The organism is Niallia sp. FSL W8-0177 (genome assembly GCF_038006285.1).
Classification (GTDB): Bacteria; Bacillota; Bacilli; order Bacillales; family Cytobacillaceae; genus Niallia; species Niallia circulans_A.
Genome location: NZ_JBBOUX010000001.1, coordinates 3,968,404 through 3,982,392, shown reverse-complemented (window position 1 = coordinate 3,982,392; position 13,989 = coordinate 3,968,404). Strand labels below are relative to the sequence as shown.

The 13,989-nt window shown below is 38.0% G+C and carries 11 protein-coding genes; 7 read left to right on the top strand and 4 right to left on the bottom strand.

All coding sequences use genetic code 11. The annotated features are described in order from the left end of the window. Nucleotides 1-43 precede the first annotated feature (43 nt). The 4 genes from NST77_RS19370 to NST77_RS19355 all read right to left on the bottom strand — a co-directional run bounded on the left by NST77_RS19370 (nt 44) and on the right by NST77_RS19355 (nt 4,708). Nucleotides 44-1,324, bottom strand: a complete 1,281-nt coding sequence (locus NST77_RS19370) for an MFS transporter (RefSeq protein WP_095329462.1) — start codon at nt 1,322-1,324, stop codon at nt 44-46. Further along, nucleotides 1,321-2,286, bottom strand: coding sequence for a sugar kinase (locus tag NST77_RS19365; protein ID WP_095329463.1), 966 nt, complete (start codon nt 2,284-2,286; stop codon nt 1,321-1,323). The genes NST77_RS19370 and NST77_RS19365 overlap by 4 nt, the downstream gene beginning before the upstream one ends. Continuing rightward, nucleotides 2,273-3,058: a hypothetical protein gene (locus NST77_RS19360; RefSeq protein ID WP_163185101.1), complete on the bottom strand. Its 786-nt coding sequence runs from the start codon at nt 3,056-3,058 to the stop codon at nt 2,273-2,275. Before NST77_RS19360 ends, NST77_RS19365 begins: the two co-directional genes overlap by 14 nt. A gap of 294 nt (nt 3,059-3,352) precedes the next feature. After that, a complete protein-coding gene (locus NST77_RS19355; protein WP_095329465.1) occupies nt 3,353-4,708 on the bottom strand; it encodes an MATE family efflux transporter in 1,356 nt (451 codons plus the stop codon). Nucleotides 4,709-5,007: 299 nt separating this feature from the next. On the opposite strand from NST77_RS19355, the gene NST77_RS19350 reads away from it, so the two are divergent. From NST77_RS19350 to NST77_RS19320, 7 genes are all read left to right on the top strand, one after another. Beyond that, entirely contained in the window at nt 5,008-6,207 is a 1,200-nt protein-coding gene (locus NST77_RS19350) for an MFS transporter (protein WP_217279735.1), read from the top strand. A 479-nt stretch (nt 6,208-6,686) separates the two neighbouring features. After that, nucleotides 6,687-7,706, top strand: coding sequence for a PTS transporter subunit IIC (locus NST77_RS19345; RefSeq protein ID WP_163185171.1), 1,020 nt, complete (start codon nt 6,687-6,689; stop codon nt 7,704-7,706). Nucleotides 7,707-7,789: 83 nt separating this feature from the next. Further along, nucleotides 7,790-9,313, top strand: coding sequence for a PucR family transcriptional regulator (locus NST77_RS19340; protein ID WP_341123422.1), 1,524 nt, complete (start codon nt 7,790-7,792; stop codon nt 9,311-9,313). A gap of 135 nt (nt 9,314-9,448) precedes the next feature. Next, nucleotides 9,449-10,078 (top strand): aspartate/glutamate racemase family protein, encoded by a 630-nt coding sequence (locus NST77_RS19335; RefSeq protein WP_163185107.1) that lies wholly within the window; start codon nt 9,449-9,451, stop codon nt 10,076-10,078. 184 nt (nt 10,079-10,262) lie between these two features. Next, on the top strand, nt 10,263-11,888 hold the full coding sequence (locus tag NST77_RS19330) for an OPT/YSL family transporter (RefSeq protein WP_163185110.1): 1,626 nt from the start codon (nt 10,263-10,265) through the stop codon (nt 11,886-11,888). Between the two features lie 11 nt (nt 11,889-11,899). Further along, nucleotides 11,900-12,955 carry an S-methyl thiohydantoin desulfurase domain-containing protein gene (locus tag NST77_RS19325; protein ID WP_163185113.1) on the top strand — a complete coding sequence of 352 codons (1,056 nt, stop codon included), beginning with the start codon at nt 11,900-11,902 and terminating at the stop codon, nt 12,953-12,955. An 18-nt stretch (nt 12,956-12,973) separates the two neighbouring features. Then, the gene (locus NST77_RS19320; RefSeq protein ID WP_163185116.1) at nt 12,974-13,924 is read left to right on the top strand and encodes a DUF1177 domain-containing protein; all 951 of its coding nucleotides are present in this window, start codon (nt 12,974-12,976) and stop codon (nt 13,922-13,924) included. Nucleotides 13,925-13,989 lie beyond the last annotated feature (65 nt).

Here is a 13,989-nt window from a genome sequence, read left to right as displayed (position 1 = left end):
AATCTATCGTTACAAGAAAGCGAAAGAGGAAAACGCTTAAAAATTACTCATGCAATGGTTGCTGTGCTAATTTTCCTATTACCTTCTTTTCCTTTTTTGTAGCAATAATTGTTAAAATAGCTGACAATAATAAGGAAATTGCCATGAAATTATAAGAAGCTCCAAAACCACCAGTTAAATCATTTAAATAGCCAACGATATAGGCTCCAGCAAAAGAGCCTAATGCTCCCATACTATTGATTAATGCCATTGCCCCACCAGAGACGTTTCTAGGAAGGATTTCTGGAATAATCGCAAAGAACGGACCATAAGGTGCATACATTGCTCCTCCTGCAATAGAAAGGAGAATAAAGGATAACCAGAAATTACTTGTGCCAATTAAATAGGAGCCGTAGAAGCAAATTGCCCCAATTAAGAGGAATGGATAGACAAATAGTTTGCGATTTTGAAATTTATCTGAGAAGTAAGAAACCGCTAACATTAACACACATGCTAATACATAAGGAATTGATGCGAGCCAGCCCGTTGTTACAATACTTGCATTTGGGGCTGAATTAATAATAGTAGGAAGCCACATCACAAAACCGTATACGCCAATGCTCCAAAGCGCATATTGAAGACTGAGCAGAATAACAGTCTTTGACTTAAATGCTTCACGATAGTCCTTAACTGGTTTAAGTTCCTTTTGTTCGTCCAGCAATGATTGATGAATGGCAGCCTTTTCGTCGCTGTTAAGCCATTTTGCATCTTTTGGATGATCATTGACGAGTTTCCACCATAAAAATGCCCAAATCACGGCAGGTAAACCTTCTAATATAAACATCCATCTCCAACCGAGTGATTCAAGAATATAACCAGATACAATACTCATCCATAAAACAGTTGCCGGATTTCCTAGAATGAGGAATGTATTTGCTCGAGAACGCTCTGCTTTTGTAAACCAATGACTTAGAAATACTAGCATCGCAGGCATAACAGCACTTTCTACTACCCCTAAGCTAAAGCGTATGACGAATAAAACGTTCACATTTGAAATAAGACCAGTAGCTGTTGCTAAGAAACCCCAAAGGATTAATGCCCAAAATACTAGCTTTTTTGCACTCTTATTCTCTGCGTAATGAGCACCTGGAATTTGAAAGAAGAAATAGCCTAAAAAGAATAATGCACCAAGTAGAGAAGAGGTAGCCGCAGTAATATTTAAATCCTCAGCTAAGCCGCCAGCAGCTCCAAAACTATAATTTGCTCTGTCTAAATAAGCTAAGCTATAAGTAATAAAAACAATCGGGATAAGACGAATCCATCTTTTTTTAGAAAGGGTATTCATATACGTACACTCCTTTGAGAATGATTGTTTATAAACTGCCTAAGTTCTTGTTTATCCGGGTAGCCAGTATTGTCACCCAGCGATTGTACAGCTAACGCGCCAATTGCATTTCCGCGCTGCACGGATTCCTCTACAGGAAGACCTTCTAAGAACCCACTTATTACTCCAACAGCAAAGCCGTCACCTGCACCAACTGTATCAATCACCTTTGCTACAGGGTAGCCATAGATGGTTCCTTCTTCTGTAGGGGATTTATAATAGGCACCTCGCGCGCCAAGTTTGATGATAACTAATTCTACGCCAGCGTCTAAATAATAGGAAGCAATATCGGCAGGCGTTTGATAGCCCGTTAGTTTGATGCCTTCCTCTACTCCTGGTAACACATAGTTCGCTTGTTTCGCGAAGAAATTGATGGTATCTACCATTTCCTTTTCTGAATTCCAAAGTTTTGGTCTCAAATTTGGATCGAAAGAAACCTTTTTACACTGCTTTTTAAAAAATGATAAAGCATGCTGAGCAAAGTCTCTAGTTTCCAAGGAAAGCGCTAATGGAATACCAGTCATATGCAGATGCTTTGCCTTCTGAAAATAATCTTCATCAAGATCAGCAATAGCTAGATGGCTTGCAGCAGAGCCTTTTCGGAAATATTGGACTTCTGGATCACCTTTGGTTACCCGTGATTTTAATTGAAATCCGGTTGGGAAATATGCATCTGTCATGATTTTTTCTACATCAACTTGATTCTTTTGGAGGTTTTCCATAATGAATTTTCCAAAGGCATCAGCACCAACTTTACTTACAAAGCTAGCTTTATATCCTAATTTAGCTAAGCCGATTGCTACATTTGTTTCCGCCCCTGCCAGTTCCATTGTATAATGCTGTACCTCATGTAGTGGGCCGCAAGAGTCGGCTATAAACATCGCCATGGCTTCGCCGAATGTAATGACATCAATTGAGTGCATGTAATTTTTCCCTCCTTTGATTTGAATGGACAATATCTATAAATTTATTAATCTCCACCATTGATCTCTCCAAGGAAAACTCCAATGCTCTCGGAATGGCAGCTGGAATCAAATGATCCATTTTTCGCCAATCAGCATTTGGGTCAAGTGGCAAGGGCTCGGTAAAAAAATGCTTGCCTTGTTTAAATACATGTTTTAAATGAAAATAAAAAATATAAGGCTGGAAAATTTGGAATGCTGCCAATGCATCTTCCTCCTGAATGGTCCAATTGCCTATATCAAATGTCATTTTGATTGGCATCCTTAAATTAGAAGCGTTTTCAAAAAAGGATGCTAACGGCTGGATTTTCCCCCCTTCCCTTGTTTGATCATTTTCCACTAATAATGAAAGAGAAGGGTAGTTGTGGATAATTTTCCATAAGTCGTGTAGATCTGATTTATTCTCCAGATAATGCCCCAAGGGTAGCTTAACCCATTTTGCTGAGAGAATCTCGCTCTCTTCCAAGATAGTATGAAGTGCTTGCTCATTTACAGCCCCAGCATTGTTCCAGATTGGAATAGGAGCAGAGTAAACGGTAAATAAGTTAGCTTGCTGGAGAATAGGCTGTATATGTTGTAAGGTTGTTAGCAACTCCTCTTCATGTAATAATTCTCTCCTAATTTCAATTCCGGAGGCATTTGATTTTTCAATAATTGAAATGGCTTGAAGTAAATCTTTCGTTGCTATTTTTTCATCAAAAAAGGAATTTAAAGGGATATATATAGTAGACATTTATATCTCACCTCTAATAAAACGATTTAGTAAACCGGTTTAGTGATATTATAAATGGAATGAAAGCGCTTTTCAATGATTAGTTTGTAATTTTCAATAATTAGGGAAAAAGTAGGAGAAGGGGATAATATGAATTATTGGGGGGATATTCGCGAAAAGAGGGAAGGTATTCGTGAAAACACTTGAGAAATTCGCGAAAAAGAAGAGAAAATTCGCGAAAAACACTAATTATCAGCCAAACCAAAAAAAGGTCTATGTAAAACACTCTTTTACATAGACCTTTCCAAAATAGTTTTATGCAATCGAACGATTAACTTTCACTCGTTCCCAAGGTTTTGTCTTCCAGCGTCTGAAGGCAAATATTCCTCTAAACCATTCATCTATCCCTTGAGCCAACCAGATACCAAGAAGTCCCAACCCTAATGTAATTCCGAGAGCATAGCTCAACGTAACGGCAATTCCCCACATGGAGATAATACCAATAATGACAGGAAAGCGAACATCACCGGAGGACTTTAAGGAACTCATTAAGACAATATTCATTGCTCTTCCTGGTTCTGTAAAGACCACTGCCCAGAGAATAGGTAGCCCGATAGCAATAATTTCATAGTTATCTGTAAATAGCTCTAATATTGGCTGACCGATTAATGCCATTACAAGAGCTGCCGCTAATGAAACGACCATGGCCAGTCTAAGTGTTTTAATGCCTCGTTTCAATGCACGGTCAAACTGCTTCCCGCCGATATAACGTGCAACCAGGAGCTGAGTACCTTCAGCAATTGCTAATGTAAATAAGTAGCAGATCATGGAAATATTACTAATATATACTCTGGCTGCTAAGGAGGCATCTCCTAAAGAAGCAACCATTGCAGTAATCATAAGCTGAGAAAATTGATACGATAAATTTTCTCCCGCAGAAGGAATGCCGATATAGAGCATATCTCGAATATCTTGTTTATTGACTTTGATGAAATCCTTAATGGAAAAAGTTAAAGCAATTCTCTTATAAACAAGATAAAGCAAAACAAGTACAGCAAATGTACGGGCTATAACGATAGTCCAAGAAACACCAATGACACCTGTAATAGGTAAACCAAAAACACCAAGAATACTAATGGCATAACCGGTTACGCTAATTACATTCATCAAAACACTAACAATCATGGATTCTTTTGTAAAGCCGTGACTTCTTAATATGGCACTAAGTGCAAGTGAGAGAGATTCTAAGAAGAGGGACGCACCACATATACGAACAAATATTAATCCATATTCTAATACTTCACCGCGAATATCGAAAAGTTGTAATAAATGTTCACCGAAGATAACAACGAGGGCTGCAATAATTATTCCGAACCAGAAGTTTAAACCAACCGCAGAGCGTGCAAACCTTCTAGCAAGGTTAAGCTCATTAGCCCCAAGTTTTTGCCCAATTAGTATCATGGCAGCAATGGATGTTACATTAAAGACTAGAATAAAAATTCCCAGAAGCTGATTGGCAACTCCTACACCTGCAGCTGCGCTATCAGAATAATGGCTTAGCATTAAGGTAGCAGTTACTCCCATACCCATGTGTAAAGCAAGTTCAATAAACAGTGGCCAAGATATATTAAAAAGAGACTGATTTTGTATTTTATTTGTTGAAACACTCAACAGTTAAAACTCCCCTTTACATTTAAAAATAGAAAACATAACAATCATTTTATGCTTATTTGGAAGAAAGTAAAGGGAAAGATAACATTTTTTTTTAGAAATTTTTCAAAAATCTTGAATATAGTAGTAATTAACGCTTTTTTTGGAATTATTTATGAGGATAATCCATTATTTACCGCAATTTTTGCTAAAAATGTTTGAAATGTAATGAATAGTGTCATGACAAGTGTTATTATAATAGTTAGTTTTCATAATTACACCTATCAGTGGAAACCTAAGGGGAAAATGGGAGGATTACAATGAAAAAGGAAATATCTCAAAGAAAGATTCTTGGTATCGCAGGCTTAGGGTGGATGTTTGATGCGATGGATGTTGGAATGCTTTCATTTATTATTACTGCTCTCCAAGCAGATTGGGGTTTATCGGGCAAGGAGATGGGCTGGATTGGCAGTATGAATTCAATAGGAATGGCTGTCGGTGCACTTGTTTTTGGATTAATGGCAGATAGAATCGGAAGAAAACATGTATTTATGATTACATTATTACTCTTTTCTATTGGCAGCGGGCTCTCTGCCTTTACTACTTCCTTAACGATCTTTCTAATTCTACGTTTTTTCATTGGAATGGGACTTGGTGGGGAGCTGCCGGTAGCATCTACACTTGTTTCTGAAAGTGTTCCAAAGGAAAAACGAGGCAGAGTCGTTGTCTTACTTGAAAGTTTTTGGGCATTTGGCTGGTTACTCGCTGCAGTAATTTCCTACTTTGTTATCCCAAAATATGGCTGGCAGGCAGCACTTATCATAAGCGTTCTTCCAGCTTTTTACGCTATATATTTACGTTTGCATTTACCGGATTCACCGAAATTCTTAAAAGTAGAAAAAGAGAAAAAGCTGACAATTAAGGAAAGCCTGCAAGCTGTATGGTCGAAGGAAAATCGGAAGCAAACAGCAACCTTATGGATTTTATGGTTCTGTGTAGTCTTCTCTTATTATGGAATGTTTTTATGGCTTCCAAGTGTCATGGTATCTCAAGGATTTAGTATGATAAAAAGCTTTGAATATGTATTAATTATGACACTAGCACAATTACCGGGATATGCTTTGGCAGCCTATTTAATTGAAAAAGCAGGCAGAAAGTTTGTACTCGTGCTATTTTTAATTGGGACAGCAGGAAGTGCCTTTATGTTTGGGTTAGCGGGAAGCACAGCGATGCTTCTTACAGCAGGAATTCTTTTATCCTTCTTTAACTTAGGTGCATGGGGAGCTCTTTATGCCTATACACCAGAACAATACTCTACAAAGGTTCGAGGGACAGGTGCAGGAATGGCAGCTGCGATTGGAAGAGTTGGCGGAATCTTAGGACCATTATTAGTTCCTTATTTAACAGCACAAAAGGTCTCCATTCCCTCTATTTTTACTATTTTTTGTATTGCTGTATTAATCGGGGCAGCAGTAGTTCTGTTTTTTGGAAAAGAAACAAAGAATACCGAAATTATTTAGAGTGGTTCGCCACTCTTTTTTTTGTTAAATAATCTAACAAAACTTCAATAAAGTAAAAAAATCCACATATAGCCTTCATATTGATTTTATTTTTCTTGAATAATAATCACTTTTTACAGAAAGAAAAGAAGAAGATTGCATTCTGATTTTGATGATAGCGTTTTATTAAAAACTGAAATAAAAAAATTATTTACATATTCTGAATATTGATGATATTATAGCTACACACTATTAAACGGTTTAGGAGGAGCATAACATGAAGATCAAAACAAATACAGCACTGATTATTATACTCATATTATGCTCTTAGGATTAAATAATCCCTCTGTATTATAACGGGAATTGTTTAGTCCAGTTTTTGTTATTAAAAACAAGGCGCTAAACAGTTTTTAAGACTTGAAGGTGCCTATCCATTATTGGACAGGCTTTTTTGTTTTTATCTAGCTAATAATTATTTTTAAATAGAGGAGTAGAAAATGATGAAGACTAAAGAATATTTTATGGAACGAATGTATAAAGCCTCAGCAGGAATGTCAAATGCAGTCCTTGTAACGTTAGGAATGGGATTGTTGTTAGAATCGATCGGAAAAGCATTTGGCTGGGATGTCTTAGTTCAAATTGGCGGAGTGGCAAAGGTATTGTTAGCCCCGGCATTTGGAGCGGGAATTGCCTATCAGTTAGGTGGAAACACATTAGTTATTTTTAGTGCGATGGTTTGTAGTACGATTGGGGGGAACGCGCTGCATGCAACGGATGCTGGAATGGTGCTTGTTTCCGGACAACCAATCAGCGCAGTATTAGCAGCGGTAGTGGCAACATATGTTGGGAAGCGGGTTAACGGAAAAACAATTTTAGATATGGTGGCCATTCCAGCTGCAGCAATTTTAGTTGGAGGAATTGCTGGAGTAGGTTTGGCGGCAGTTACAACTCCGATGCTAGAATGGATTAGTGCCCAAATCACTTCATCGGTACAAGGCTCACCTTTAATAGCGCCAATGGTTATCTCGTTAGTATGGAGCATCCTACTGATGACTCCAGCATCATCAGCAGCTTTAGCAATTGCATTGCAAATGGATCCAGTATCAAGTGCGGCTGCATTAATCGGGTGTACGGTCCAATTTGTTGGATTTACAGCGATGTCTCTTCGTCAAAATGATTTAGGAGGATTTCTTGCACAATCGATCATTACACCAAAAGTACAATTCCCTAATTTGGTGAAAAATCCGCTGTTAATCATTCCACCTTTTGTAGCAGCCGTCATTTGTGCCCCGATTGCAACATTAGGATTCGGATTCACGGCAACGTATGAATTGGCTGGATTAGGATTGAATTCTTTAATTGCGCCAATCAGCATTATGGCCACTCAAGGCTTGCAGGGATTCTTAATTTATGTGGCAGTAGGTATGGTTCTTCCAATTGTGATTACCCTTCCTCTTTATTTCGTAATTCTTCGCGTAGGCTGGGCAAAAACTGGAGATTTGGCTATGAGGGTTCAGTAAAACTTATGAATGGAGGCTTCCGATAGACAGGAAGCCTCTTTTAATGAAAATGGATCAAAGATATTGTAGTGGAGGTGGTAAGAATGAATCAATCGGGCATTACAGTTAATGATTTATTACGACTCCCTGTTTTAAAGGATGCAAAGGTGATAAGTGGGAGGGAAGGATTAAATAGAAACGTGCAAAATATTGATATTATGGAGGTTCCCGACATCGACGGCTGGTTAAGAGGGGGAGAGTTGCTGCTCACAACAGCTTATTCCATAAGACATGATCTTTCCTTATTGACAAAGCTTGTGGAGAAATTAGCGCAGGCAAATGCTGCAGCATTAGCAATAAAACCGGAAAGGTATTTACATGAAATGCCAAAAGAAATGATGGAGGTAAGTAATAAATATAACCTTCCTATTATTCAGCTTCCAGTTGGTGTGCCATACATTGATATTACAAATGCTGTCATGGAACAAATTGTGAATAAGCATGCTGCTCTACTTAGAAGGTCGGAAGAAATTTATAAGAAGTTAACGACATTGGTTCTTGAAAACAGTGGGATACAAACGGTTGCTGATAATGTATCACAAATGATAGAAGCACCTATTATTCTCTTAGATAAAGATGGTAAAAAAATTGTTTGCTCCCCAAAGGAAGGATGGATGAACGAATTTACGCATATAAAGCAGTGGGATATTACAGTAGATAAGGAGCGAGTTGGCAAATTTTTAATTGAAAAAGAACAGTTGGATGAAATGGATAAAATTTGTGTTGAACAGGCACGTCTAGTTTTTTCTTTAGAACTAATGAGAAGAAAAACAGCAATGGATACAGAGAATCATTTAAGAGGAAATTTTATTGAAGAACTGCTTGCAGGCATATTTCTCCCCCAAGAGGAAGTAGTGAATAAAGGAAGACAACTTGGATTGGATCCTGAAATAATGTGGGAAATAATCGTGATGGAAAGTGCAACCCTTATGGAAGAAGGTTCATCATTGTTACATGATTTAAGCAGCATTATAGAATCCATTAATCTATCCCATGCTAATAAGATTTACACACAGAAACAAGGAAGCCGGCTTGTCATCCTATCAGCCGTTCCCTATCAACCAATTATAACAAAAGAAACAAATCAACTATGGATGGATAAATTACTCCCTCTTATCAAGAAATATACCGATTTTCAAGTAGGATTTGGCGGAAGAGCGCTATTATGGGAGATACATTTAAGCTATTTAGAAGCTAGAAATTCACTTTTAATTGGATCCAGTCTTAATAAAGGGAAAAGAATGTACTTTTATGAAGATATTGAGCTATTTAAATTGTTACTAGACAGTTCCGACTATGTCAATATGGATCCAGTAATCGAAAGGAAAATAGGTAAGTTAATACAATATGATAAAGAAAATGACAGTGATCTTGTCAAAACACTCTTTTATTATTTGACTTTTAATGGCAGTTTAAAGGACACAGCAAATCAATTATATATTCATCGTAACTCAGTAAAATATCGCATGGATAGAATAAAAGAAATTGCAGATATTAAATTAGATACTTTCCAAGAGAAGGTTTTATACTATTGCTGTATATTCTTTCATAACTTTAAGGGTTCCTAAAACAGAGGGGGCTATTGTACTCGGAGCACAATAGATCCTTCTGTTTTTTGTTTTTTTAGGACATTGTGAAAAAAAGACAGAAAAGTTAAAATAAAATATAAATATTCAGAAAATTTAAATTAGGAGAGTGGGGATATGATTGGTGTCATTCGTGTTTTTACAACGGAGAATAAAGCAGTCTTGGACCATCATGGCAAAATAATTACAGAATTGTTTGGATTGCCAACAGTAAATCAATGTATTCCAGATCAAGCGTTAGGTATTTATGATGATGCTTCAGAAAAAGAAGCAATACCAAAAATCGTAGAGTTAGGAAAAAAGATGGAAAGGGAAGGAGCAAGGATACTTGCTATTAGCTGTGCGGCAGATCCTGGGATTGAAGAACTAAGAAAAGCGGTGTCTATCCCAGTAATAGGGGCGGGAAGTGCTGCTGCATTAACAGCTTTTTCTTTAGGAAAACCTGTTGGGATATTAGGGATAACTCAGGATGTTCCAGAAGTTATGAAGAAAATTTTAGGGGAGCTGTTGGTTGGCTTCAAAGTTCCAGAAGGTGTAGAAAATACGACTGATTTACTGAAAGAGGAAGGGAAGGAAAAGGGGCTAAAGGCTGCTAAAGATTTGTTAGATCAAGGAGCCAAGGTAATTGTGTTTGCTTGCACAGGTTTTTCAACAATTGGACTGGCAGACCAATTGCGTAATGAATTGAAAGTTCCCGTTATCGATGCAGTCGAAGCAGAAGGACAGTTTGCAGCACAGTTATACTGACATTGTCATATGGACAACCAAAATTTTCATTGTTTGCCAGATTATATTTGTAAATAAGCATAACGAATTAATTGGCCTTATTTTTAATATTCTTTATTCAAACCATCAAATGTACCACTTAGTTTAGTATGACCCCACTCTTTAACATCAAAATGCTATTTAAAAATAATTTGGAGGCTAGTCTATGAAACAAGTAGAACCAGTAAAAAAACACCCTCGTCTATTTGAACCTGTTTCCCTCATATTTACCATTATTACAGCAGTGTTTGGCGCCATTATCGGGATGCAAATTATCGTCTCTTTAGGAGTGACACCAAATACATCTATTATTGGTGCGCTTCTAGCAATGCTGATTGCTAGAATTCCAGTTACTATCTTTAAAAGGTATAAGTCTATTCATAGACAGAATTTAATGCAAACCTCTATATCTGCAGCAACTTTTGGGGCTGCAAATAGTTTATTAATTCCTATCGGTATTCCTTTTCTAATTGGGGAACCAGATTTGATTGTTCCGATGTTGATTGGAGCAGCATTGGCCATGTTTGCAGATGCTGCCATTTTATATAAACTATTTGACTCCAAGCTGTTTCCTGCATCAGGTACATGGGCACCAGGAGTAGCAACAGCACAAGCTATCGTTGCTGGTGATAAGGGAGGAAAACGGGCAGGGCTTCTTGGAATTGGAACACTTATTGGCGTTATCGGTTCGATTTTGCATATTCCGATGTCTGCCTTTGGGGTTGCTTTTATCGGTAACATTTGGGCTTTAACGATGTTTGGGATTGGCTTACTATTCCGACAATATTCTATTCCTGTTTTTGGTGTAGATGTAAACGCCCTTTACATTCCACATGGCATTATGATTGGTGCAGGAATTGTGGCGTTAGTCCAAGTTACGCTATTAATCTTTGGAAAAGATAAGAGAAAGCAAAAGGGAAAAAATCAAGAGGTAGCTGCAGCTATGGAAAATGATGTTGACGACTCGAATTATACAACACCTATTTCAGTAGCAAGAAAGACTTTAGGAATTGGCTTTATTGTTTATATTGCGATTGCTTTAATTATTGCTTTAACAGGCGGACTTATTACAGATATGTCATTTGGTATGTTGATTGGATTTCTGATTTTTGCCGCATTTGCTGCGTTTGTTCATGAATTAATCGTTGGTATTGCTGCCATGCATTCAGGGTGGTTTCCAGCCTTTGCGGTTGCCTTTATTACCCTCCTTATTGGTATGATGATTGGTTTTCCGCCTTTAGCACTTGCTTTACTTGCAGGATTCAGTGCTGCAACAGGACCGGCCTTTGCAGATATGGGCTATGACTTTAAAACAGGCCATATTTTACGAGGAAATGGCGCTGATAAAGAATATGAAATAGATGGAAGAAAGCAACAATATATGACGTCATTAGTTGCCTTTGGAGTCGCATTGCTAACAGTGCTAATCACTTATAAAGGATATTTTGCCAATAACCTTGTTCCTCCAATAGACGCTGTCTATGTTTCTACGATTCAGGCAGGCACTTCAATGGAAGTCGCTCGGCAATTATTAATATGGGCTATTCCAGGTGCTATCTTACAAATACTTGGTGGTTCAAGCAGACAACTAGGAGTAATGTTTGCAACAGGTTTATTAATTTTAACTCCATATGCAGGCATTGCAGTATTGGTAGGGATTGCGATTCGATTAATGTGGGTGAAGAAAAAAGGAAAAGAAGCAGAGACGCCAATGAGTATTTTAGCTGCAGGGTTTATTGCTGGGGATGCACTGTATAGTTTCTTTAACTCTGTATTTAAATTAGGGAAATGAGGAGATGAAACGTGACAATAAAATTAGATGAACAAATCGTTGAATTTGCTGTATATGGTGGTGCCATACTAGGCGGCGGCGGAGGAGGAAAAATAGAAGATGGACTTCAAATAGGACGCCTTGCTTTAGAGGTTGGTCAGCCTATCTTAAAAATAGCAGAGGAAATGGCAGATGAAGACTTACTTGTAACGGTTTCGCTAGTTGGCGCTCCAGCTGCTAAAGAGCAGTACGTAAAGCCAGTTCATTATGTCAAAGCAATGGAGCTATTGGCAAGTAAGCTAGATAGACCACTTCAAGGAATTATTACCAATGAAAATGGAGCTGGCACTACAGTAAATGGCTGGTTTCAATCCGCTATGACAGGATTACCAGTAGTAGATCTGCCTTGTAATGGAAGAGCTCATCCAACTGGCACAATGGGGTCATTAAATTTAACAGAGATGCCTACTTATATTTCTTATCAAGCAGCCGTTGGCGGGAAAGGAGATAAGTATGTAGAAATGCTTATCACTGGTTCCCTTGATATAACAGCAAAAGCAGTTCGCCAATTGTCCGTTGATGCTGGCGGGTTAGTAGCAGTGGCAAGAAATCCTATAACAGTGGGATATGCAAAGCAAAACGGAGCGAATGGAGCCATATCGCAAGCAATTACAGTTGGCAAAGCCTTGCTGTCTAATAAAGGAGAATCTGCTATCGAAGCAGTTGTGTCTGAACTAGGAGGATCTGTAGTCACAGAAGGAACAGTAACGGCATGTACTTTAGAAACAATAGGAGGTTTTGATGTAGGAAAAGTAACGATTGAGGATTGCTATGATATGACCTTTTGGAACGAGTATATGACAATTGAGAAAGATGGAGTGCGTTTTGGCACCTTTCCAGATCTTATTATGACATTGGATACAAAAACAGCTAGACCTATTGTAACCGCGGAAATGGCAAAAGGGCAGCAAGTAGCTGTTATAACCGTTCCTAAGGAAAAATTACGCTTAAGTAGTACGATGAGTAACCAAAAGTTAATCCAACCAATTGAAAAAATAATAAACAAAGAAATTCTAACTTATCTTTAAAAAGGAGAGATTGATAGAATGGTTTTAAAACAAACTTTAGTAGCTTTAGAAACGTTAGATAATGCATTTGTAACAGGAGAAACCGTTGCCGATTTATTTAAAGAATATCCAAATGTACAAACAGATGTTGTAAAAGTAACAGGGGAAAAAGGAAGCACAGATTTTATTAAGATTACCATACCGGGAGCAAAAGGGAAATCTGCTGGTGGCACCGTTCCGACATTGGGGATTATTGGGAGATTAGGGGGCATTGGTGCACGACCAAGCAGAATTGGGCTAGTCTCTGATGCTGATGGTGCCGTAGCGGCAATTGCTTCTGCTTTGAAACTAGCAGATATGCAGGTAAAGGGAGATGTACTTGCTGGGGATGTGATTGTATCCACACATATTTGCCCAGATGCACCAACAAGACCGCATGAACCAGTTGATTTTATGGATTCTCCAGTTGATATTTTAACAATGAATAAACATGAAGTAATTCCAGAAATGGACAGTATTATTTCAATTGATACCACAAAAGGAAATAGAGTGATTAATCATAAAGGGATTGCTCTTTCTCCAACAGTAAAAGAAGGTTACATTCTTCGAGTTAGTGAGGACTTACTAAGAATTATGGAAATGACGACAGGGAAATTTCCCGTCACCTTCCCTGTCACTTCACAAGATATAACGCCATATGGAAATGATTTATACCATATCAATTCTATTTTGCAGCCATCTGTGGCGACAGACGCACCAGTTATTGGCTTGGCAATAACTGCTCAATCAATCGTCCCAGGGTGTGGAACGGGAGCTAGTCATGAAACGGATATTGCAGATGCAGTTCGTTTTTCCATAGAGGTGGCAAAGGAAACAGCTAATGGTACTTGTGAGTTTTATGATAAAGATGAATTTAATAGAATAACAACCTTATATGGTTCCATGAAAGTCCTGCAAACAATGGGAAAAGCTGCTTCTCCTCAGTCTTAACCAAGTAATGCAGAGAGGGAGCATTGCTTCCTTTCTTTCCTTATAGTAGAGGAGAGAGTGACTTA

Bases quoted from the DNA above. Each gene is read 5' to 3' on its own strand.
- NST77_RS19370 (WP_095329462.1), bottom strand. From the start codon at position 1,324: ATGAATACCCTTTCTAAAAAAAGATGGATTCGTCTTATCCCGATTGTT.
- NST77_RS19365 (WP_095329463.1), bottom strand. From the start codon at position 2,286: ATGCACTCAATTGATGTCATTACATTCGGCGAAGCCATGGCGATGTTT.
- NST77_RS19360 (WP_163185101.1), bottom strand. From the start codon at position 3,058: ATGTCTACTATATATATCCCTTTAAATTCCTTTTTTGATGAAAAAATA.
- NST77_RS19350 (WP_217279735.1), top strand. From the start codon at position 5,008: ATGAAAAAGGAAATATCTCAAAGAAAGATTCTTGGTATCGCAGGCTTA.
- NST77_RS19345 (WP_163185171.1), top strand. From the start codon at position 6,687: ATGAAGACTAAAGAATATTTTATGGAACGAATGTATAAAGCCTCAGCA.
- NST77_RS19340 (WP_341123422.1), top strand. From the start codon at position 7,790: ATGAATCAATCGGGCATTACAGTTAATGATTTATTACGACTCCCTGTT.
- NST77_RS19335 (WP_163185107.1), top strand. From the start codon at position 9,449: ATGATTGGTGTCATTCGTGTTTTTACAACGGAGAATAAAGCAGTCTTG.
- NST77_RS19330 (WP_163185110.1), top strand. From the start codon at position 10,263: ATGAAACAAGTAGAACCAGTAAAAAAACACCCTCGTCTATTTGAACCT.
- NST77_RS19320 (WP_163185116.1), top strand. From the start codon at position 12,974: ATGGTTTTAAAACAAACTTTAGTAGCTTTAGAAACGTTAGATAATGCA.